We start from the raw sequence: 22037 nt of genomic DNA on the forward strand, positions 1-22037 counted from the left end.
ACGAATCACGAAAGCAATGCCGGTTCTCATCTATATAACAGCAGTCTCTTTCTTAAATATTGCTTTTAATGCCTCGTAAATATCCGTTTTTTCTTTAATTATATAATAGCGAAATTTCGGATCATCAATCTCTTCAAACGCTCGCATTAAAGTTGATTTGCGATGGTAACTGTTTACCTCTCCATAACCAAACATACTGGATAAGCTCATCATCTCTTTAACTAGTTCAATACATGTCGGGTTATCAGATGTCATATTATCACCATCGGAAAAATGAACCGGATAAATATTATAACGAGAAGGAGGGTAGTTAGAATTGATTAGCTCCAATGCTTTGTAATAAGCAGATGAGCAAATCGTACCACCGCTTTCCCCTTTGGAAAAGAAATTCTCCTCTGAGACAATTTTAGCTTCCGTATGGTGAGCAATAAATTCCATTTCCACGGTTTCATATTTGGTACGTAAAAAACGAGTCATCCAATAAAAGAAGCTACGAGCTGCATACTTTTCAAAAATGCCCATCGAAGCACTTGTATCCATCATGGCTAACACAACTGCTTTTGACTCTGGTTTTGTTACCTCATTCCACGTCTTAAAGCGTAAATCATCCTGATTAATTGGTGTGATTCCGGGCTTTCCCGCTTTAGCATTTCGCTTAATCGCCGTTAAAATCGTCCGTTTTTTATCAATATTTCCCATCAACCCTTTTTTTCGTACATCATTAAATTCAATTTTTTCGGTGACGATTTCTGCTTGTTCTTTTTCTTGTAAATTAGGTAATTCCAGTTCATGAAACAGGACATTCTCAATTTCCTCTACAGATACTTCTGCTTCATAGTAATCTGTGCCTGGCTGATCACCAGCCTTTTTTCCATTTCCTCCTCCTTGTACATTATCACCCGGGGCTCTTCCTATAATATCGCCAACTTGGCTATCTCCCTTTCCTTGTCCAACATGCTTTATATGATTGTAGTTATAGCGTATTTTATATTCATCTAAGGAGCGGATCGGAATTTTTATAACTTCTTTTCCATCCGACATAATAATATTCTCTTCACTTACTAAGCCCGGTAAATTATTTTTAATCGCATCCTTTACCTTATCCATATGACGCTTTTGGTCTTGATAACCTTTGCGATGGAGGGACCAATTTTCTTTTGATACGACAAAACTTCCTTTTTCCTCTTGCATCTTTTCCCCTCCTTAAAAGTGATCCTATCTTCCATTGTTTTTTATATTCTATGCATGCACACCTCAATTATTGCATTATTTGGACTATTAGGACATTCATGTCAAGATACTTCTAAGTAAAGAACATCCTCTCCTTCAGCAACATAACCACTAAAGAAGAGGATGGTTTTTTCCGACAACAAATCAAATTCCTTATCGATTTAATAAACTTCCAACATAACGTAATAACTCATTGGCTGAAATAGAATTATAGCCATGTTCATCAATTAATCTGGCAATGACTTCATTAATTTTTTTCAATTGGGATTCATCTGGTGTTTTAGAAGAAGTGGTAATTTTGACAACATCTTTTAAATCGGCAAACAGCTTTTTTTGAATCGCTTCACGCAGTCGTTCATGCGAATTGTAATCAAATCGCTTCCCTTTTCGTGCAAATGCTGAAATACGAATTAGAATTTCTTCACGGAACGATTTCTTCGCATTTTCAGAGATACCAATTTGTTCTTCAATCGAACGCATCAACTTTTCATCTGGATTCATTTCCTCACCAGTTAACGGATCTTTTAATTTATTTTTATTACAAAAAGCTTCTACATTATCGAGATAATTATTCATTAATGTTTTTGCTGATTCTTCATAAGAATACACAAATGCTTTTTGCACTTCTTTTTTCGCAATTTCGTCATACTCCCTCCGAGCGATGGAAATATAATTCATATATGTTTCTTTATCTTCGTCAGAAATCGATGGGTGCTGACTTAACCCGTCCTTCAATGCGCGTAAAACATCTAATGCATTAATTGCGGGAACATCTTTACGAATAATCGCTGATGAAATTCGATTAATCACATAACGAGGATCAATTCCGTTCATTCCTTCAACGGGAAATTCCTTCTTTAACTCATCTACATCCGCTTGATTAAATCCTTCCACACTTTCTCCATCATACAGGCGCATTTTCTTAATAAGGTCAATGCCTGGTTTTTTAGAATCCTCCAATCGCGTCAAAATGGAAAAGATGGCGGCTGCTTTTAGAGCATGTGGAGCAATGTGTACATGAGCCATATCGCTTTCCTTAATCATCTTTTCATAAATTCGTTCTTCTTGACTGACTTTTAAGTTATATGGAATTGGTATAACAATAATTCGGGAATGTAATGCCTCATTCTTTTTGTTAGCAATAAATGAACGATATTCCGCTTCATTCGTGTGAGCTACAATTAATTCATCCGCACTAATCAAGGCGAATCTGCCTGCTTTAAAATTTCCTTCTTGGGTCAGTGACAGCAAATGCCATAAGAATTTTTCATCACATTTAAGCATTTCTTGAAATTCCATCATTCCCCGATTTGCTTTATTCAGTTCGCCATCAAAACGATACGCACGGGGATCTGATTCAGAACCGTATTCTGCAATGGTGGAAAAATCAATGCTTCCTGTTAAATCAGCAATATCCTGCGATTTAGGGTCGGACGGACTAAAGGTGCCAATCCCCACCCGCTTATCTTCTGATAGAAAAATCCGCTCCACTCGAACATCTTCAATCCTTCCATCATATTCCTTTTCCAATCGCATCGTATTCAGTGGTGATAAGCTTCCTTCAATACGAATCCCATACTCATTATAAAAATCCTGGCGTAAATGTGGTGGAATGAGATGTAAGGGATCTTCATACATGGGACAAGATTTTATTGCGTATACAGCGCCCTCATCCGTACGTGAATATTTCTCTAATCCTCGTTTCAACATTGTTACAATGGTAGATTTTCCCCCGCTTACTGGTCCCATAAGCAATAAAATTCGCTTTCGGACGTCTAAACGTTTAGCAGCTGGGTGAAAGTATTCTTCAATTAACCTTTCAATGGCTTCTTCTAACCCAAAAATCTCCTCCTCAAAAAAGTGATAGATTTTTTTACCATCTTGTTCTGTAATTCCGGCATTTTTAATCATATTATAAATTCGGGAATGAGCAGTTTGTGCTACTTCAGGTTTTTTCTTTAAAATTTTTAAATATTCCGCGAATGTTCCTTCCCATTTCAGCTTTTGCTCTTCTTCACGATAGCTTTTCACTTTATTTAATATATCCATTAGATCCCTCCATCAAGGTCGCGGTTTACTCATACTATATGCGGAGGGGTGATGGATGATTACCCGCAAAATGAAACTTTCGTCTGTCCAATCCGCCTCTCATCCATGATTTCTATGGGAAGTTCACTGCCCTTTCGCATTGCTTTCCTCTGACCTTAATGCAATCCAAAAGAACAATTTCTCATTATGTTAAAACTTAACCTTCACTCATCACTTTTCGGTCATGATCAAAATAGACAAACCGACGAATACCTTGCAGTACCGTCGGTTAAAAAAGATTTTAATGGCGTACAGATGATGGGAAATAGCGATTTTTTAATCTTGTTGATAGAATCTCAAGGATAATCGCAATAAGCAATATTGCATACGTAATAAGCCCAACCTCACTGAGATCAAAATAAAATCCGGAAGCCATAAATAATTCAAACCCAATTCCGCCAGCGCCGGCGGCTGCCCCCATAGCAACCGCTACAGAGAAGTTAATTTCAAAGCGCAAGAAGGTCCAGGATAATAAATATGTACATGTAGAAGGAAGTACCCCATGAGTCACCACATGCCACCAGTTGGAACCGGTAGCTTGTAAAGCTTCTAATATTCCTTTATCCACCTCTTCGAATGCCTCCGAAAAAGCCTTTACTAAATAGGCAATGGAATGAAACAGCATCCCCAACACAGCTGCTTCACTACCAAGTCCGGCAGCAATAGCAAAAATCAACACCCATAACACAGTTGGTACCGCCCGAATAAATGCAACCATAACGCGAACAATCTTTGTCAGCCATTCCTTCGTTAAGTTAGTTGCTGCCAATAATGCTAAAAATAGTGCAATCACTGCACCTATTACTGTAGATAGAACAGCTAGACCTAGTGTCACCCCAACTTGATATATCGCTTCTTGCCAAGTAAAGTGATTCAGTGCCGGCTCCAGAAACATAACCCGTAAATTATAGGCTGTCTCTGCTATCGCTGTACCTAAGTCAAGACCCGTATAATCAAAAAATAAAAATCCAACAATCGTTAAGATTATTAATAAGGCAATGGTGATACGCAGGATCAGTTGGTGCTTGCTATGTGCTTTTATGGATATACGACCATCTTTTTTACGCTTTATATATGCTGGATTTGTGACAGTTTCCATTACATAATCACCTTCCGTATATAGTTTGACATTAATTCAATTAAAATTACTGCAAGGACAATACTGAAGGTAACAAGCGCAACTGCATTATAATTCATCGATTTATAATACATATCAAACGTATATCCGATACCGGTTCCAGTCAAAATTCCGACAAGGGTTGCACTACGGATATTTGTTTCAATCATAAATAATATCCAACTGATCATTTGTGGCAGGCTTTGCGGAATTACCGCTTTATTTACAATATGAAAATACGTGGCACCTGTAGCGGTCAACGCCTCAACAGAGCTATAGCTTGCCTCATCAATGGATTCAATAAATGCCCTCGTTAAAAAACCTACCGTACCAACAAATAAAGCTAAATAACCGGTTACTGAATTTTGACCAAAGGAAAGTAGTAAAATCAACGCCCATGCGACCACCGGGATGTTTCTAGATATAGATGCAATAAATCGAGCTAACGTACTAAGGAAACCATTGATACTAGTTGTTTTGGACCCCATTATTCCGAGAAAAACGGCAACAACAGCGGCTGTCGTTGTTGCTGCAATGGACATAAAAATGGTCTCACTCAGCTTCTCCAAAATAGTTGGCAGCTTCTCTAACGACTCTTGTGTAATTAACAAATTACCAAACATCCAGCCAATTGCCTGCGGAAACGCAGCAAATCCGCGAATAAAATTAAAATCAGTTATTACCGCAGATAAATACGTAATAGCTATTACTGTCAGCAACAGGATGGTTATTTGCCATTTTCGTTTTTGCATCACTTTTTCATTCACCGTAGAATTCCCCTTACACTGTAATTAGTTCCCGCGTTTGTATTCCATAAATTCGATGAATCCAATCCTCTGTCAGCTGTAAATTTGGTCCATCAAAGACAATTTCCCCTTGGTTCAAGCCGATAATGCGATCGGAGTATGCTTGAGCTACCTCAACTTGATGCAAATTCACTAAACAGGTAATACCCAATTCCGAAGTGATCGATTTTAAATGATCCATAATTATCTTTGAAGAATTAGGATCTAGGGAAGCAATTGGCTCATCACATAAAACAAGCTTTGGATCTTGAATTAGTGCTCGAGCAATCCCTACCCGTTGCTGCTGTCCGCCACTTAATTGGTCACAGCGCTTGTAAGCATGTTCTGCAATTCCCAATTTATGCAATAAGAAAAAGGCATGTTCCTTTTCATCCTCCGTAAATCTTCCCAGCATTCCTTGCAAGGTGGATTTATAACCGAATCGCCCATGCAATACATTCTCAATTACAGTTAAACGTGGTACTAAATTATAATGCTGAAATACCATGCCAATATTTGTCCTTACTTGCCGCAAAGCACGCTTTTTTAGGTTGGCAACATTTTGATTGTCAAAGATAATATCGCCCTCACTAATCGAAACTAACCGATTAATACATCGTAAGAGCGTTGACTTTCCAGCACCAGAAGGCCCAATAATTGAAACAAATTCTCCAGCATTCACATGAAATGAAATATCCTTCAATACTTTTGTTTCTGAATCATACGATTTACTAAGCCCTGCGATTTGTAATAACGTCATGGTAGGCTCCCTCCCAATTGTTTGAATGTTTGAATATAGAGGATGTCCCCATAACCATGTGTTCAAAAAAGGAGTTTAAAATGGTCAAAAAGATCCATACACAGGGGACTTCCTAATTGTCCTTACACTTCGCTATTAAATTCAGCTGCATCGATTTAACTTCAACGCTAAAATTTTATCCATCTCACGTACGGAGAAAACCCAAGTGCTTTTTGAACCATTCTCTTTTTAAGGACATCCTCTTAGAAAAACTTGGCTTGTCACCAAGTCTTTATGGCTAAAGCAATCGTTTTTCTTATACGATAAAGCCTAAAGTTTTATACTTTCCTATACTATAAAAGATTTTTTAGTTACTCTAATTCACGAATAGGATCAAACCAGTCATCTTCTACCGGAGCAAAACGTTCCTTATCTGTTTTAAAGAATAATGCACTGTCACCGGATTCCTCTGGAACAAAAATACCTTCATTATTAGCGACATCATCTGAAGTAAGTGCCTCTTGTATTTTCTTATAATCACCTTCACCTAAAGCATCCATATTGGCTGCAAATGGTGCATTCAGCACTGGGGTTACGCTCATTAATGTAAATTCTTTACCAGTTACTTTATTAAATGGTTCTTCCGCATTATCCTTTACTTGATACACAGAGCCAACCGTATTCGCTTCACCTTCTGCAACGTCAACATAATTTTCTACACATGTATCACAAAATGCAGCTATATCTGCATTTCCGGATAACAAATTGACTGCTGAACCTTGATGAGAGTTGCCAAATAACACTTGTGAAAACAGCGGCCCACCTTCCATGAGGTCTTCCTCTGTCAAATCTTTATACTCATCTTTCTCCGTAAAATAAGAGAGAATGCTAGCAGCAGGAACTTTAAATCCGGATGTTGAGCTATTTGATACAAATGAAAATTTCTTATCAGCTATCGTATCGAGGGAATATTCTCCATTGACTTTATAATTTTCTTGATCATCTACGTTTACTGCTAACCAGCTATGATATACTGCATCATCTAATGTACCGGATGGTCCAGTCGGTACAGCAATCGGCTGGATCGCATCGTTTTTGCCTTTTGCTTCAATGTATCCTTGCGCTCCCATGAAAGCAAGATCCGCATTATTATTCACTAATGTCTCGATCGCAATAGCATAATCTGTCGTTAAATGATGCTTTACTTCTTTACCAGTAGCTTCAGAAATAACTTTCCCAATCTCGTCACGGGATGATTTTAGATCTTCACCAGATTCATTTGGATACCAAACAATATCAATTACATCATCCACTTCAGCTTTACCTTTCGTCGCATTTCCATCTGAACAACCAACTGCAAATATGACTAATAAAAGTAAAACACCTAATCTAGCTAATGCTTTTCTCATCGTAACGCTCCTTCTCGTTTGATTATTTTGTTATCAGAATTGACATATTGGACAAAAATAGCTAAGAATTCCATTTCATTCATGGGACTTTAACTCATTTCTTCTACCGCGAAAGCTATTCATCCACTACTATTTAAACATACGTTTTCCAAAGATAGATTATATTTACACTATTTTAACTAGGAATTAAGTAACTTTACATTTGGTTAATAAAGCAATAGTGAAAACTGTACAACGCATGAAGGGAAAAAATTCTATTGTAAGTAGAACATTTGGTGCAGTTCGCCTCTGAAAACTCCCTGTTACCAATATAGTAGTAAAGGACTTCCAGCACTCTGTCTAAGATCTAGTGGAACTTTTTCTAAGATCTTTCGCCAAATTTGTTCAACTAAACTGTGGAATAACTAGTACTTCTCGGTTACTGATGGAGGGCTTGAGATAGAGCCAATTTCTATCGGTTTTCCAAACTCACCATGATAATCGGTTCCTCCAGTCATGATTAAGTCATAGTTAGCCGCTATTTTTTCAATTCTTTGGTGGTCATTAGCTGAATGATCAGGGTGATTTCTTTCAATTCCCCCTAAGCCTGCTTCTATCAGTTCCGGAATAATATCGTATGAATCGAGCTGCCCCGGATGAGCCAATACCGCAATCCCACCATCGGCTACAATTGCTTCAACGGCTATACAGGCATCGACATATGTTATATCCCCTGCGGCGGGACCATTTCCTTTAAATAAGCGCTGATACAGTTGTTGATACGCTGTTGATGGATATGGGGCTGTTGTTAATTGCCGCATGACATGCTGCTTAAAGATCGTATTACTTGGATATGCAGAATCAATGACAGCCTGCCGGTCTATTTCATAACCAGACGCCTTTAATTGCTCTATTTGCCACAAAGTATGGTCGTTGCGCCTCTGCCTAATGGTCTGGCAAAGTGCTTCCATTTGTTTAGCATTAGAATCATAATGATAACCGAGCACATGCACCTTTCTGTTACGCTTAAAATCGTAAGCGGAAATTTCTATACCTGGAATAATCTTTATTCCATATTCAGCGCCAAGAGCTTGTTTTTCGCTTAATCCATTCGTGCTGTCATGATCGACGAAGCTTAACACTGTAACACCATTTTCACGTGCTTTTTTTAACACGGTTTGCACATCATCTGACCCATCTGAATAGTTACTATGTACATGAAGATCAGCCTTCACGGATAACACCTTCTTTAACAGGTTGGAGTTGACTAAATTTCATATCAAACACTTGATCACATAGCCCATCCATAAATTCAATATCATGAAAAATACCTACTAAGGTTGTGCCACTGGCTTTTAACTTTTCAATAATTTCTCGTACCTTTACTTTCGATTCTTGATCAAGGCTGGCAGTTGGCTCATCAAGTAAAAGCAATCGTGGTTTTTTGACTGTTGCCATGGCAATATTTAAACGCAACTTCTCTCCCCCAGAAAATGTATTCGGATACGTATCCCACAGATTACGATCTAGTTCAAAATGACGTAACGCCTTTTCTGCTTCTTTCTGTGCCGCTTCTTCTGTTTCCCCCATTTCTAACAATGCTTTTTCGACAAGCTCTCTTGAAGTTGTTCGTGGCATGACATTTAAAAATTGTGAAACATAGCCAATTTCATGCTTCCGTAAATAAAGGATCTCACGCTCGGTTGCATATGCTAAATCAATTAACCCATACCGTTTGGAATGATAAATAATATTTCCCGTATCAGGTAAATAGGTTCGATAAATACTTTTTAAGATCGTCGACTTCCCGCTGCCGCTTTTTCCAACAATTCCAACAAACTCCCCTTGCTCTAGTGAAAAATTAATATGCTCCACTGCTTGCATTGTTTTACCTAAATGATGAATGGTAAATCGTTTGCCGAAATTTTTTATTTGCAGCATCACCATCTGATTCAGCCTCCTCTTTAGTCGTTCTTCCGGTAATTGGTTGTTGTAATTAATGCACCATCAACCATTGTCGCTGTCAACATTGGGTACCCATCATCCATTCGTTCAATGACAATGATGTCTGCTTTTTTTCCCGGCTTGATAGAACCTATTTCATGATCCATGCGAACAGCTTTTGCTGGATTAAGCGTTACTTTCATAAACATATCATGTAAATTCTCTCCATGCGTTTCACTCAACTCGAAAATAGCATGTAATAATGCTGCCGGATAATAGTCACTGCATAAAATATCAATGCAATTTTCTTTAATGGCTTCAGCAGCGGATAGATTTCCAGAATGAGAACCACCGAGAAGTACATTAGGAGCTCCGGCAATAGTTTGTAGCCCAATATCTTGTGCTTTTTTCGCTACCTCCAGCGTGATTGGAAATTCACTAATTGTCGTTCCAAACGATTTAACGAGGTGGAGCTTCTCGATATTATCATCATCGTGAGAGGCTACAGCAATCCCCTTAGAAATTGCTAACTCCGCGACTTCCCTCATTCGTTCCATTGTCAATAATTCCACATTTTGCCGTTCTAAAATAATGGTCTGTACAGCCTCATCTGATAAATCGCGATAACCTTGAAGTGTTTGCCGATAAACTTCCAGATCACGATATTGCCCTTGACCGGGAGTATGGTCCATAAACGACAATAAGTGAACCTTTCCTGCTTCTATATTGTCCATTAATTGATCTACTTCTGAAATATTATCAATTTCAAAACGAGCATGTAATCGATGACGAATTAAATGGAGCTCATAATGCGTATTAGCAATCGCATCAACCATGCGCTGGACATTTTCCGGAAGACGCATCGGTTTATGCTCAAAAGCATCGTCCCGATAAAATGATAAGGAATGGAACATGGTTGTAATACCATGACCAATCAGGATTTTTTCCGCCTCTCGTAAACTAATATTAAAATCCATCATACTGGTCGGTCTTGGTGAGGCAATTGTTTCAATATAATCAGAGTGGATATCGATAAATCCCGGTGATATATAGCCTCCATTGGCGTTTATGTGCTTTGCCGCTTTATATTGATTGAGTTCTACTTCTGGGATAATTGCTTCAATTATATCGCCGACTACGATAACAGCATGATTTTCAAGAATCTCATCTTCGGTAATTACTTTTCCATTATGAATGACATACACAATAGGCGCCCTCCTATAGTAACGAGTAAACTAATCGCTGCGTATACGCATGCTGAGGATCTTCCAAAATCTGATCCGTTAATCCACCTTCAATAATAGCCCCGTTTAACATCACGATCGTTCGATCAGCTAACATGCGAATCACTGCCAAATCATGGGAAACTACAATCATGCTAATCCCCCACTCCCTCTGAATCTCTTTAATTAAATCGAGTACGTTTGCTTGAACTGATAAATCCAAGCCCGTCGTCACTTCATCTAAAAAGAGAATCGGTGGGTTATTCGACAATGCTTTAGCGATTTGCACACGTTGCTGCATGCCTCCGGAAAAGTTTTGCGGCTCTTCTTTAGAACGAAACAGGGGAATTTGTACATTTTCTAATAATGAATGACCTGTTGCTTCCATAGACCCTACATGCCGATTTCCAGCAGCAATCAGTTTTTCAGCAATATTTCCGATTGAGGAAAAGTTCATTTTTAATCCATTTACAGGATTTTGATACACCATGCCATACTTATGATTGCGGATATACCGTTTTTTCTGTGATGATAAGGTAAACACATTTTGACCAAGCAATTCGTCATGGTCCATATAAGCCTCACCAGATGTTACTTCTGCATCAAAATAAAGACATTGCATCATCGTAGATTTTCCACTTCCACTTTCTCCAACGATGCCGAGGATCTCTCCCGGAAATAAGTCAAATGAAATATCCTGACAGGCATAGACTGATCCGCAGTGAGTGCAATAATTTTTTTCTAATGTTCTTCGTTTTTTATGAAAACAGACGGGACAACCTGGGCCAAAACGTTTCTCTAAATGACGTACACGTAAGATCGGTTCTTCATGCATGATGCTGTACCTCCATGTCTTCTGTATCGTTTAATCGAGTTAGACAATAACTCGTATCGTTGCATTGGTAATATGTTTTTCCTGTTTCCTCATTGACTAATTCATCAAGAAATACATCTGTCGCACCACATAAATGACATGCCTGTCCGGAAAAAGTCTCCACAGCAAATGGATAATCTTCAAATGCGAGTGATGTAACATCCGTATATGGTGGAACAGCATAGATTTTCTTTTCTCTTCCTGCCCCTAACAAAATCAGTGCTTTTGATGCATTCATTTTCGGATTATCGAATCGAGGAATGGGGCTCGGAGCCATGACATACCGATGATTAACATAAACCGGATGATCCGCACCGGTTGCCGTTTTTCCATATTTCATAATTTGCTCAAATAACAAGAGCCATGCCCCGCTATATTCTTCCTCAGCATGCAGCCGTTTCGTTACATACTCCCTTTTTTCCACTTCACGTAAAGGCTCAGGGGTAGGGACTTGTAATACTAGAATTTGCTCTTCTGTTAGTGGCACCTCTGGAATACGATGTCTGGATTGAATGAGAGTAGCAGCTTCGGTATGCTCAGTTAATTCAATACCAGTTGTTTGTTGAACGAGTTTTTTTATATTCACAGCGTTGACCGATTCATCCGCTCCTTGGTCAATTACCTTTAACGTATCCTCTCTACCAATTAAAGATAAGGTAAGTTGTAAACCACCTGTCCCCCAACCTCTAGCAATTGGCATCTCTCGAGACGCAAATGGTACTTGATAGCCTGGAATAGCAACAGCCTTCAATGTAGCACGACGAATCTCCTTCTTTGATCCCTCATCGAAAAATGCAAAATGTGTCGTATTATTCATGACTCTCTCCCTTTCTTTTTATCTCACGGACACTATCCAACTTTGATTGGAAAGTCACATAATGTGGGAGTTTTAAATGCGAAATAAACCCTGTTGCTTCCACGGAATCGATATGTAATAGTACAAACTCTTCATCATGAGTTGGAAAGTCCGCTTCCGGGTGTTCTAAGCATTGATCTAAAATACTCATCGCAATTGCCTTTGTTTCGTTTTGCCCATAACACACTCCATAGCCAATCTCAAAATCCAGTTCTGGTTCATTTTGTTCATTTTTTACAGTAATAGGTACAAAGGACTCCACTTCCGATACTCTAATCTCACCAATAAAGTAAGAGTCATCTTCCGTTTGTTCTAATTTAGTTGGATGGCTGACATAGATTGGCAGCTTGCCTACCCGAACTTCGCCAACAGTTGGATGTACTTGACCATAACCGCGTAAGGAGGCATAGCCGAGAGCGGTAACTGCACCTGTCTCGCCACGGGTTAAGGTTTGTAATCGAGCACTTCGAGAGGCTGGAAAAGAAAGACTCTCCTTCGTGATATCCATTGGCTCCGTATTATTCTCATCATCGTCTCCAAATAATCCTTCTTTTCGTAGATAGTCCACTACTTTTGGATAGTAGATAACCTTATCCGTCTCTCGATCTATCTCTTTTAACTTATTCTGATATTGTTTTAGCCAAGCTTCATTAGCTTCCCAATTTTCCTTTGCCAAATTAAAATTAAGCAAACGATGCGTATAATCTGTCGTAGCACCTAAAATCTGTCCTCCGGGTATGTCTTTAAAGCTTGCCGAAATACGCCTTTCTACAAACATAGATTCTGATTCGACTGTCTTGCTATAATACAATCTGGGTAAGGTCGAACGATGTGCCCGCATGATAAAAACAGCTTCTTCCATACTGCCTTCTGCTTGTTTAATAGCTAAAGCAGCAAGGAATGGTGAATATAAGCTGCTTTCTGACATCACTTGATCAACAAGTGCACGCATCGTAGCCATAATGGTATTAACTTCAATTATTTCTTTTTCTTTCAAGCGCTCATAAGTTAGTCGTTGAATGGACGCTTCAATTGCATTCGTTCCGCCTTTAACAGCTACATATCCCATCTATTCCACCTCCAGCAATGCAACCTTCGTTGTTCTTGGAATACAAGCAACTTGCAGCTTTGCATCCGTCAACACCACATCTACACCTAACGGGTATTCTTTTATACACTCATTACGAGCTAGCCAGACACTTTTTGTAAAACTTGTTTGCAAATGATTTTGATAAGAAATACCTGGTCCGGTTAATAAAAGCTGTACTTCATTGGAAAGGGCTGTCTTACTTTCAAATATCAGCGTAGAAGAATCTTGCGGGTTGATTAAGTTTCCTTTTTTACACTGATCTAATGCTTGGATAATGGATGACTCTTTGGCATCCTCCAGCACAATAATGTAATCTGCCTCATGTAACGGTGCATATGTTGCTAACGTGTAGGCGGAAATCTTTTCTTGTATCGACCGTTTATGTTCAGAAATAACATGGAAGGTTACCTCTCCATCAAATAGCATCATGGTCGTTAATAATGTCGCATCATAACAAGGCAGTTGATAATCTATCCCGCTTGCTTGGTCGTGTAAATTAGCTATGACACCTGGACGTGAAATGCTGTTTAATATTTTTCGATATACTTGTTGCAAGTCATGAACTTGATCAATTGCCATATTATCCCTCTTTCACTTCATATTTTTACACTTCCATCGTTTCAAAGTTGACCTTTGTCTCTAACAACTCTGCCTGTCGCTTGATTTTTTTACGATTTATTTCTGCTTCTGCTACGACTAATAGATTCGTCCACATCTGTGTTTCTGGTAAATTAGCATTATAGGCAGCATCAATAATCGCTAAGTTCATTGCCAACTCATCTTCCATCCCTTGAACGATGCCAATTCCAATTTGTTCATTTATCTCCACTTTTGCTTCCGTTACTAGTACTTCACCAATATAGAATAACGATTTTTTTGCACTCTCCCGCATTTTCACCATGGTTAATCCATAGTGTGGCTTAACGATTACCTTGTAGGTGTATGCCTGCTTAATTTGACTTGCTAATTTTTCAGCCAAATCAGCATTCCCTTGAACAAGAATCTCCGTTCTTCTCCTTCTCTTCATTCATACATCCTCCTTTACAATTCCATCGTAACTTGTTGCCAAGTTGCTGTGTTTAAAGAAATCGTAAAGTATTTGTAAATTTACTTAATAAAGTGAAACTTCATTTAGTAGTGTTTTTTCTTCCTCCCCACTGATAGAGGTAGAACAAAAGCTTAAAACGCTAGGTTAGCGGCGTACAAACGACAGAGCTTCTGAAGTGAAGCGATAAAATGAAACTTCATTCAAACAGGCTTTTCTCCTTGACTAAGAAGAACGATTTTTTTTGCGTGCGATGTATCGCTGCTGTAGCTTTCCTTGTTCTGAAAAAAGAAAGAGGCTTTTGTGCGATACTTAATCAAGAAGTTTTTCTTGTCCTTGAAAAACCGTGATGTATCGTTGGCGTAGTCCTTCTTGTCCTGTAGGAATAAAATGGATGTCTTTGCTAGTTCGTTCTAATGCACGAGCTAGACGAAGCACTTTCAAAAAAACTATCCACCATGTAAAAACGGATATCGTTTCCTAGACAAACATAAAAGCCAGTAAGGATGAGGCTAGATCTCCTTACTGGCTTTCTTCTACTGATATATCATATTTAAATTTATCACTTCGGTATAAAATTTTTGTATATTCTAATACCTTTCCGGTTTTCACATCGATACAATCGCTTTCTACAACAATGAGCGGAACCATACTGTTGCACGATAGTAGTTGTTGTTCATAAGACGTAGGGTAAGTTACACTTAAATAAGATTTCTTACTTCTAAATTCGCTATACCCAAGCTTTCGATAATAGGCAAACATAGATATAATTTCCGAGCCTTCCTGCGCAATATTTGGAAAGTTAGCTTGATCCACAAAACTTTGATGAATCGCAATTGGTTCATCATCAATGATCCGCAGCCTGCCAATTTTATAAATAGAAGCTGTTTCATCAGCTTGAAGGGTTTCATAAATCTTTTGATCATATTTAATTTTACTGCAATACATATTTCTCGTCGTTAAATGATAACCCGTTTGAATCATTTTGTCGGTAAAACTTTTATTTCCCGTCAGGTGTAATTGGATTGGCTTTGATGTTTTTTTTAAAAATCGTCCTTTTCCGTGGATAGAATAAATATATCCACGCGCCTCTAACGTTGCAAGAGCCTTACGAGCAGTCATCCGCGGTACTTTATATTCATTTGCCAGTCTGTTTTCAGAAGGCAGCTTCTCCCCGGGCTTTATCATTTTCGTAATAATTTGCTCCATTATATCATCAATGATCTGCGTCTCCTTACTTTCAGACATGTTCATTTCCCCCTTTACAATTTAGTAAATTCTTGTTCCGCTTTACCAAAGCTTACTAAAAGAAGAAAAGCTAGAAGCGCTCGCTTAACGCGTATCAACTGGAGAACTCCTGACGAGATGACACTTCCTTCAAGAGGTGCTTCTCTCCTTGAAAAAATAGCGATGTATCGCTTCCGTGCTTTCCTTGATCTTGAAAAACTGCGATGTATCGCTATCATAGCACTTCTTGACCTTGAAAAGAAGAACGCTTTTTTTAAGGACGCCCGAGATTCTAGCCTTTGTTCTACTTCAAACTGCGAGCGATAAGAACCTCCCTAATTGAAGTTTCCCTTTATAATAAGCCGACCCATTGCCAATACGTCGCACTAAAAATAATGATTAAAATATAGCCTAAAACAGTAATTGGTATTCCTGATTTTAGCAATTGCTTTGTTGTAAATGTTCCCGTTCCGTATGCGAGCATATTTTGTGGTGCATTGACCGGAAGTAAAAACCCAAAACTAATGACAAATTGCATAATCAGTACCAGTCCTGGCCCATTAAATGACGTCGGCTCCATTCCTGTTACTAGAGCGATAACAATTGGTATTAATGCTGATGCTAAGCTGGTCGCACTGGAAAAACCTAAATGGATAACAATATTAAATAATGCTAAAATAGCAACTAAAGCAATAACAGACATTCCAGCTAACCCCATTGCCTCAAACGTATTCGAAGATAGCCAGGTAGCAGCTTCTGTGCTTAATAACACCATACCAAGTGAAATACCGGTAGCAAACACAACAAGTGTTCCCCAAGGAATCTTAGCTTGTACTTCTTTCCAAGTAAAAATACCGACTTTTGGGAAAAGCGTAATCGCAACTGCTATAATTGTAACCGTCGTTGAATCTAATGGATGAAGAAATCCTTCTGTTGACCATAAAAGAAGTAAACCAATCGAAATAATGATCAATCGCCATTCACTAGACTTCATTTTTCCCAAAGCTTTTAACTGTGTTTGAATACTATTTCCTTCAGATAAGTTGGTTTGTTCTGGCTTAATCAGCTTAGTCATTACAAAAAACAATAGGATCGACATGAGAATCGACCATGGAGCAGCGTATAAAAACCATTTTCCCCAAGCAACATCAATCCCAAATTTCGAATGGATAAACCCTAACGCTACCATATTTTGCGCCGCAGCCGTTTTAATTCCAACATTCCAAATGGAAATCGACTGAACAGCAGTAATGATTAATAAAGCTGCTAATTTACTCGTGTTCGTTAACCCAAATGCCGCAACAATGCCTAATAGTATAGGAATGATCGTACCTGCACGTGCAGTTGCACTGGGTACAAATAAAGCAAGTACAAAGCTGACCACAATCGTTCCTATTACTAATCGGCTTGGCTTTGTACCTATTTTCGACATAATAAATAAAGCAATTCGCTTGTGTAATCCGGTTATTTCCATGGCAGCTGCTAAAAATAGAGCGCCTGCTACAAGCCCCACTGCTGTAGAACTAAATCCGGCAATTGCCATTCCTAAAGCTTCTTTTGTTCCATACACCGTGGAGGGATCGTCAATCGTTGGCGATAATCCAACTAAAATCGCTAACCAACTAATAATCATCAATGCACTAACAGGATAAGGCACTGCTTCAGTTACCCATAAGATAACAGCAAATGCTAATACAGCTAGCACTCTTTGCCCAACAATTGGAAGTGAGTCAGGGTTTGGTAACATTAAAATAATGAATAATGCAAGAAAAGCTAAAATAATGCCAATTAAATTTTTATTTTTCATAAAAACCTGTCCCTTCATCTTCATTATAAGGAAATATTTCCCTTGAAATCGTTAACAATAATCGCATAATACGTTACTTAGTTACATAATTCACAATGTGTTCAAATTTTAACCTACATAGATATTTTAATAAGCAAAAAGACTAATTCTACCAGTTATTTATTTATTATTCATGCCCTGATCGTTCATAGAAAATACGAAAAATGCGGTTAACAGCAGCCTAACTAAAACGGAGTCCAATTAAATAGGAGGGAAAACTGCGTTAACACCTGTCTTTTACAACATGCTACGTTGCACATGCAAAAATTTTTATACACAAAAAATCCCAATAACGTGTTCTCACGCTATTGGGATCGTGCTATATGTTTTCTAAAAACACACGAATTACATCTACACCGCCAATAAAAGTACCTAAAGAACTTCCTATATTGGCAAGCATCACAATTAATAAAACTCGCGTTACTTTATTTCGCCAAAATCCTTTCACTGTAAACACATCTTCGGACAATGATTCAAAATCACTAACATGAGGTCTGCGCACATACGCTTGCACAAAACCGGCAAACCAGCCAGCTGCCAATAGTGGATTAAGCGATGTTATCGGTGCAACTACAAATGCAGTTAAGATGGTCAAGGGATGTCCTAATGCAAGAATCGCACCAATCGCTGATAACCCGCCATTCCAAATGATCCAGCTAAGCGTTTGTTCCCAGCCTGCTGCAGGATTAGAAAGAAACGTATACAAAATAATTGCTAAAATAAATACCGGGATTGACCATCCAATAAGTTTCGGCAACTTTGATTTGGGTGGTAATTCTCGTAGTTTCGTTAAGTCATGCTCCTTTTGAATTTGCTCTGTAATTCCCGGAACATGGGCCGCACCAAGCACGGCTACCACTTTATTGCCAGGAGCTTCTTTAATTTTCTGTGCTAAATATTGATCTCTTTCATCAATTAATGGTTTTTTTAACTTGGGAAAAGAATCGGTGAATTCTTGAAGAATTGTATTAATCGTATCCTGCTGCTTCATTTTTTCCAGTTCTTCCTCAGATATGGATTCATTGCTAAAAATACTCGCAATCACTTGTGTCAACAGTAACGCTTTCCCTTTCAAACCAATATTATGCCAAATCCGTGAAAATGTAATTTGAATGTTACGATCTGCCAGTACAAGCTCTGCCCCTATCTCTTTGGCTGATTCAATACCTTGTATCATTTCCTGTCCTGGATTAATGCCAAATTGCTTTGCCATCCGTTTTTGAAAAGAGGAGATAGCCAGATTCATCAATAATAAAGAAGCCTTCTTTTCTTTAATCACCTTAAAAATGTCCATATTCTTCCACTTATTTTCGTCTTTCAATGATTGATATCGCTGTTCATCTAGCTCTACACATACGGCGTCAGGCTTTTCAATCTCAATTACTTCCTTCACCTGTTCCGCACTATGCTTGGAAACATGAGCGGTACCAATCAAAATATATTCCTTATCACCGATATGTATTCTTGTTATATTATCTTCAGTCATACAATACCTTCCTTTAACTTCATCATCCAAATAATGACATAATAACGAAATACCAAATATCTCCTATAAATACATGTTCAAAAAGGCAGTTAAAGAACCTTTTGAACATCTGTTATAATCAATTATACGTTAAACATTCTTATTTTTATATAGAAAAATTATTCACGAATTAAAATACTTATTGCCCATTTTATGTCATGAGCCAAAACGGCTTAAAAAGGGAAAAACCATGAAGAAGCCCCCATGGTTTAGCATAAACATTATTTTAGTCTTCTAAACCTGCAAGTGAATGCGGTTTGAAGTTTCATATAGTTATAAAGTATACGTGCATGTCTTCCCTTTTCCGTCTTTCCATTCATTTTAGTTTGCAATTTATTCATAAACTCTTGATCACATTTACAAGGATCTCGTAAGCGTCGGTAACATTCATCATGCGCTTTACAAAGAGCGTCTACATCATTAATTGGCGCGCCGGGGCCATTACAACCAGGTCCACACCATCTGTAGCCTGGTGGAAAGCAAAAACCTTTTTTATTTATATTTCCACGTTGCTTCATCATTACCAACACCCCTCCGTATACTATATTCAAAAAGAGGCAGGGGTGTCCTATACAGTTATCTTGTCGCTACGTAATTTTATGAGATCCATCTACAATCATGAACCTCCTTAAGTGATAACTCTAATAGCAACGTGAAATACGCTTATCGTTTTCATTTTTGATCGAAACAATAATATATATATACGATATTAAAATTTGTAATGTGTTTTTTATTTGCTGCACCCTGAACTTTTGAAACAACACCTATTCTTCATTCAAAAAATATGCTTGGCGGAGAAGAAGCACCGTCCCTATCTGAAATAATAGCCACTTCTGTATTTAATTTAGCGAACAGGATTGGTGCTACCTTTGGAGCTTTCTGACTACATCAGGAAATTGACTACACGGAGATTACAATCCTTTCAGCCAGTATGATTGCATTAGGTCTGGCACTTACCGGAATTACCAACAAAGTAGAGGATAAATCGTTTATCGCTGAGAACTAAAACAAGGTGGTAGAAGCCTACCTTGTTATTCTATACGTTTAATTACACGAGCAGGATTTCCTCCAACTACTGAATTCGCAGGAACATCCTTAACTACAACTGTACCAGAAGCAATCACCGCATTATCACCAATGGTTACTCCAGGATTAATAACAGCGCGACCACCAATCCAAACATTATCTCCAATGGTAACCGGCTTACCAAATTCAACTCCCGAGTTTCTTGCTATCGGGTCTAATGGATGTGTGGCTGTATAAATATGTACACCTGGTGCCAACATACAGTTAGTTCCTATGTTAATTTCACAGACATCTAACATAACACAATCAAAATTTGCGTAAAAATGATCACCAACATGAATATTATATCCGTAGTCACAGCGAAATGTAGGTTCTACATAAATATGCTGTCCTGTAGATCCAAATAAATTTTTGATCATTTTCTCTCGCTCTGCCAATTCCGATTCCAATGTCTGATTATATAAGCGTGTTTTTCTCCGACATACCTCTCGATCAATTACTAATGTTTTATCTGATGGATTGTATAATTCTCCAGCAATCATTTTGTCCTTCTCTGTTTTCATCGTTACGCTCCTTCTGTTTATGATAGTTAAAGAATAGCATAAACAGAAGTGAAACTCATTCCGTAGTGCCCCACTGCCAGGAAGTAGAACAAAGGCTATAATTCTAGGCTTCCTTGAAAAGTTGCGATATATTCCTGCGAAGCTTACTCTGTCCTTGAAAAGAAATTTCCTTTTCAGGATGCAATGCTTAATCGGAAATCTTTCTTGCCTTTGAGAAACCGCATTGTATTGCTGCCGTAGCAAGTCTGTCCTTGAAAAATCGCGATGCTTATTCAAGAAGCATTCCTTGTCCTGTCACCTCCAACGAATCAGGAGTTTAGGCGCTGTTTCTCTCATACAGTTCGTAAAATAAAAAGCAGGTTTTTTAAAGGAGAGAAATACGGCATCCGGAGTAAACTTTAATTTAATTGAAAAACGATAACGAGCGTATATCCTAGGATTACTAATAGGATTGTACCGATAGCCCCTGCTAGGAATGATTTCATGCCCAACCTTCGAAAAGTCTTAATATCAACATTTAAACCAAGCCCAGCCATTGCCATTGCAATAAATAAATAAGCAACCGTAACAATATGGTTTGCTATCGTCTCTGATACAATACCAAGTGTATTAAATCCACTCATTGCCAGGAATCCTAAAATAAACCACGGTATAATGGACAGCGATACTTTTTTATTCGTTGTTTCTCCACTGCGTTGAAATAAGTAGCCGATAACAATAACGACAGGAACTAATAGTGCGACGCGCGTAAGTTTAACAATTACCGCCAGATCAACCGCTTCACTGCCGCCAACATCAGCAGCGGCAATAACATGTGCTATTTCATGTAACGTAGCTCCTGTAAAAACGCCATAAGCCGTTGGAGATAAATGCAATAAGGAATAAATAACACTATAAATCAATGTAAAGATCGTTCCTAAAACAGCAATAGTAGCTGCTCCCACAGCTGTTTCCTCATCCTTTGCCTTAACTTGTGGACTAACAGCTACCACTGCAGCGGCACCACAAATTGCAGTTCCGCATGCTGTTAATATCCCAAGTCGTTTCCCAACCCCAAACCAACGCGTTAAGCCATAAACTACGAGTAATGTAAATACAAGACAAACAGCCGCAATCATAAACACTTTTATCCCTGCGTTATAGATGTCTGCTAAATTTAATCGCATTCCTAATAGAACAATCCCGAGTCGAAGTAATTTTTTATTTGAAAATGTTATTCCGGATTGCCAATGCGCGTTTACCCCAATGGTTGATCTCCAAACCATTCCAATTATAATTGCAATGACAAGCTGCCCCATAACAGATAACAAAGGCAATTGGGCTACATATTTAGCTAAAATAGCTATGAACAGTGTAACCCCAATTCCTTTGAGAAAAGCCAAACGGTCTTCTCTATTGTTCTCAACCGTTTTTCCCATTACAAACACTTCCTTTATCTATCGTTAATTTTACTTTATCGAATGCTGGTTTA

At 38.3% G+C, this 22037-nt stretch carries 20 protein-coding genes; all 20 read right to left on the reverse strand.

Features of this window, described 5'->3' with window-relative positions:
• Positions 1 to 30: 30 nt before the first annotated feature.
• Positions 31 to 1191 carry a sporulation protein YhbH gene (yhbH, locus tag BN1066_RS06915; protein ID WP_077318707.1) on the reverse strand — a complete coding sequence of 387 codons (1161 nt, stop codon included), beginning with the start codon at positions 1189 to 1191 and terminating at the stop codon, positions 31 to 33.
• 192 nt (positions 1192 to 1383) lie between these two features.
• Positions 1384 to 3279 (reverse strand): PrkA family serine protein kinase, encoded by a 1896-nt coding sequence (locus tag BN1066_RS06920; RefSeq protein ID WP_077318708.1) that lies wholly within the window; start codon positions 3277 to 3279, stop codon positions 1384 to 1386.
• Between the two features lie 280 nt (positions 3280 to 3559).
• Complete coding sequence (locus tag BN1066_RS06925) at positions 3560 to 4417, reverse strand: ABC transporter permease subunit (RefSeq protein ID WP_077318709.1); 858 nt, start codon at positions 4415 to 4417, stop codon at positions 3560 to 3562.
• On the reverse strand, positions 4417 to 5202 hold the full coding sequence (gene phnE / locus BN1066_RS06930) for a phosphonate ABC transporter, permease protein PhnE (protein WP_077318710.1): 786 nt from the start codon (positions 5200 to 5202) through the stop codon (positions 4417 to 4419). Before phnE ends, BN1066_RS06925 begins: the two co-directional genes overlap by 1 nt.
• A gap of 13 nt (positions 5203 to 5215) precedes the next feature.
• Entirely contained in the window at positions 5216 to 5980 is a 765-nt protein-coding gene (gene phnC, locus BN1066_RS06935) for a phosphonate ABC transporter ATP-binding protein (RefSeq protein WP_077318711.1), read from the reverse strand.
• A gap of 350 nt (positions 5981 to 6330) precedes the next feature.
• Complete coding sequence (locus tag BN1066_RS06940; RefSeq protein ID WP_077318712.1) at positions 6331 to 7368, reverse strand: PhnD/SsuA/transferrin family substrate-binding protein; 1038 nt, start codon at positions 7366 to 7368, stop codon at positions 6331 to 6333.
• A gap of 404 nt (positions 7369 to 7772) precedes the next feature.
• Complete coding sequence (locus BN1066_RS06945; protein ID WP_077318713.1) at positions 7773 to 8582, reverse strand: PHP domain-containing protein; 810 nt, start codon at positions 8580 to 8582, stop codon at positions 7773 to 7775.
• On the reverse strand, positions 8572 to 9294 hold the full coding sequence (phnL, locus tag BN1066_RS06950) for a phosphonate C-P lyase system protein PhnL (RefSeq protein ID WP_077318714.1): 723 nt from the start codon (positions 9292 to 9294) through the stop codon (positions 8572 to 8574). The genes BN1066_RS06945 and phnL overlap by 11 nt, the downstream gene beginning before the upstream one ends.
• Positions 9295 to 9311: 17 nt before the next feature.
• On the reverse strand, positions 9312 to 10496 hold the full coding sequence (gene phnM, locus BN1066_RS06955; protein WP_077318715.1) for a phosphonate metabolism protein PhnM: 1185 nt from the start codon (positions 10494 to 10496) through the stop codon (positions 9312 to 9314).
• Between the two features lie 13 nt (positions 10497 to 10509).
• Positions 10510 to 11349, reverse strand: coding sequence for an ATP-binding cassette domain-containing protein (locus BN1066_RS06960; RefSeq protein WP_077318716.1), 840 nt, complete (start codon positions 11347 to 11349; stop codon positions 10510 to 10512).
• The gene (locus tag BN1066_RS06965) at positions 11342 to 12205 is read right to left on the reverse strand and encodes an alpha-D-ribose 1-methylphosphonate 5-phosphate C-P-lyase PhnJ (RefSeq protein ID WP_077318717.1); all 864 of its coding nucleotides are present in this window, start codon (positions 12203 to 12205) and stop codon (positions 11342 to 11344) included. Before BN1066_RS06965 ends, BN1066_RS06960 begins: the two co-directional genes overlap by 8 nt.
• Complete coding sequence (locus BN1066_RS06970; protein WP_077318718.1) at positions 12198 to 13313, reverse strand: carbon-phosphorus lyase complex subunit PhnI; 1116 nt, start codon at positions 13311 to 13313, stop codon at positions 12198 to 12200. Before BN1066_RS06970 ends, BN1066_RS06965 begins: the two co-directional genes overlap by 8 nt.
• Positions 13314 to 13913, reverse strand: coding sequence for a phosphonate C-P lyase system protein PhnH (gene phnH / locus BN1066_RS06975; protein ID WP_077318719.1), 600 nt, complete (start codon positions 13911 to 13913; stop codon positions 13314 to 13316).
• A 25-nt stretch (positions 13914 to 13938) separates the two neighbouring features.
• Positions 13939 to 14361 carry a phosphonate C-P lyase system protein PhnG gene (gene phnG / locus BN1066_RS06980; protein ID WP_077318720.1) on the reverse strand — a complete coding sequence of 141 codons (423 nt, stop codon included), beginning with the start codon at positions 14359 to 14361 and terminating at the stop codon, positions 13939 to 13941.
• A 540-nt stretch (positions 14362 to 14901) separates the two neighbouring features.
• Positions 14902 to 15627, reverse strand: coding sequence for a GntR family transcriptional regulator (locus tag BN1066_RS06985; RefSeq protein WP_077318721.1), 726 nt, complete (start codon positions 15625 to 15627; stop codon positions 14902 to 14904).
• Positions 15628 to 15958: 331 nt separating this feature from the next.
• On the reverse strand, positions 15959 to 17413 hold the full coding sequence (locus BN1066_RS06990) for a DASS family sodium-coupled anion symporter (RefSeq protein ID WP_077318722.1): 1455 nt from the start codon (positions 17411 to 17413) through the stop codon (positions 15959 to 15961).
• Positions 17414 to 17771: 358 nt separating this feature from the next.
• Positions 17772 to 18938: a TraB/GumN family protein gene (locus tag BN1066_RS06995; protein WP_077318723.1), complete on the reverse strand. Its 1167-nt coding sequence runs from the start codon at positions 18936 to 18938 to the stop codon at positions 17772 to 17774.
• A 260-nt stretch (positions 18939 to 19198) separates the two neighbouring features.
• Positions 19199 to 19498, reverse strand: coding sequence for a phospholipase A2 family protein (locus BN1066_RS07000; RefSeq protein ID WP_179104310.1), 300 nt, complete (start codon positions 19496 to 19498; stop codon positions 19199 to 19201).
• Between the two features lie 510 nt (positions 19499 to 20008).
• Positions 20009 to 20566 (reverse strand): maltose acetyltransferase domain-containing protein, encoded by a 558-nt coding sequence (locus tag BN1066_RS07005; protein ID WP_077318724.1) that lies wholly within the window; start codon positions 20564 to 20566, stop codon positions 20009 to 20011.
• Between the two features lie 398 nt (positions 20567 to 20964).
• The gene (locus BN1066_RS07010; protein WP_077318725.1) at positions 20965 to 21984 is read right to left on the reverse strand and encodes a YeiH family protein; all 1020 of its coding nucleotides are present in this window, start codon (positions 21982 to 21984) and stop codon (positions 20965 to 20967) included.
• Positions 21985 to 22037 lie beyond the last annotated feature (53 nt).

Origin of the sequence: Virgibacillus proomii (genome assembly GCF_900162615.1) — a bacterium.
GTDB lineage: Bacteria > Bacillota > Bacilli > Bacillales > Amphibacillaceae > Virgibacillus > Virgibacillus proomii.

Excerpts from the sequence above, each read along its gene's own strand:
- yhbH (WP_077318707.1), bottom strand. The coding sequence starts at position 1,191 with ATGCAAGAGGAAAAAGGAAGTTTTGTCGTATCAAAAGAAAATTGGTCC.
- BN1066_RS06920 (WP_077318708.1), bottom strand. The coding sequence starts at position 3,279 with ATGGATATATTAAATAAAGTGAAAAGCTATCGTGAAGAAGAGCAAAAG.
- BN1066_RS06925 (WP_077318709.1), bottom strand. The coding sequence starts at position 4,417 with ATGGAAACTGTCACAAATCCAGCATATATAAAGCGTAAAAAAGATGGT.
- phnC (WP_077318711.1), bottom strand. The coding sequence starts at position 5,980 with ATGACGTTATTACAAATCGCAGGGCTTAGTAAATCGTATGATTCAGAA.
- BN1066_RS06940 (WP_077318712.1), bottom strand. The coding sequence starts at position 7,368 with ATGAGAAAAGCATTAGCTAGATTAGGTGTTTTACTTTTATTAGTCATA.
- phnL (WP_077318714.1), bottom strand. The coding sequence starts at position 9,294 with ATGGTGATGCTGCAAATAAAAAATTTCGGCAAACGATTTACCATTCAT.
- BN1066_RS06960 (WP_077318716.1), bottom strand. The coding sequence starts at position 11,349 with ATGCATGAAGAACCGATCTTACGTGTACGTCATTTAGAGAAACGTTTT.
- BN1066_RS06965 (WP_077318717.1), bottom strand. The coding sequence starts at position 12,205 with ATGAATAATACGACACATTTTGCATTTTTCGATGAGGGATCAAAGAAG.
- BN1066_RS06970 (WP_077318718.1), bottom strand. The coding sequence starts at position 13,313 with ATGGGATATGTAGCTGTTAAAGGCGGAACGAATGCAATTGAAGCGTCC.
- phnH (WP_077318719.1), bottom strand. The coding sequence starts at position 13,913 with ATGGCAATTGATCAAGTTCATGACTTGCAACAAGTATATCGAAAAATA.
- phnG (WP_077318720.1), bottom strand. The coding sequence starts at position 14,361 with ATGAAGAGAAGGAGAAGAACGGAGATTCTTGTTCAAGGGAATGCTGAT.
- BN1066_RS06985 (WP_077318721.1), bottom strand. The coding sequence starts at position 15,627 with ATGTCTGAAAGTAAGGAGACGCAGATCATTGATGATATAATGGAGCAA.
- BN1066_RS06990 (WP_077318722.1), bottom strand. The coding sequence starts at position 17,413 with ATGAAAAATAAAAATTTAATTGGCATTATTTTAGCTTTTCTTGCATTA.
- BN1066_RS06995 (WP_077318723.1), bottom strand. The coding sequence starts at position 18,938 with ATGACTGAAGATAATATAACAAGAATACATATCGGTGATAAGGAATAT.
- BN1066_RS07000 (WP_179104310.1), bottom strand. The coding sequence starts at position 19,498 with ATGATGAAGCAACGTGGAAATATAAATAAAAAAGGTTTTTGCTTTCCA.
- BN1066_RS07005 (WP_077318724.1), bottom strand. The coding sequence starts at position 20,566 with ATGAAAACAGAGAAGGACAAAATGATTGCTGGAGAATTATACAATCCA.
- BN1066_RS07010 (WP_077318725.1), bottom strand. The coding sequence starts at position 21,984 with ATGGGAAAAACGGTTGAGAACAATAGAGAAGACCGTTTGGCTTTTCTC.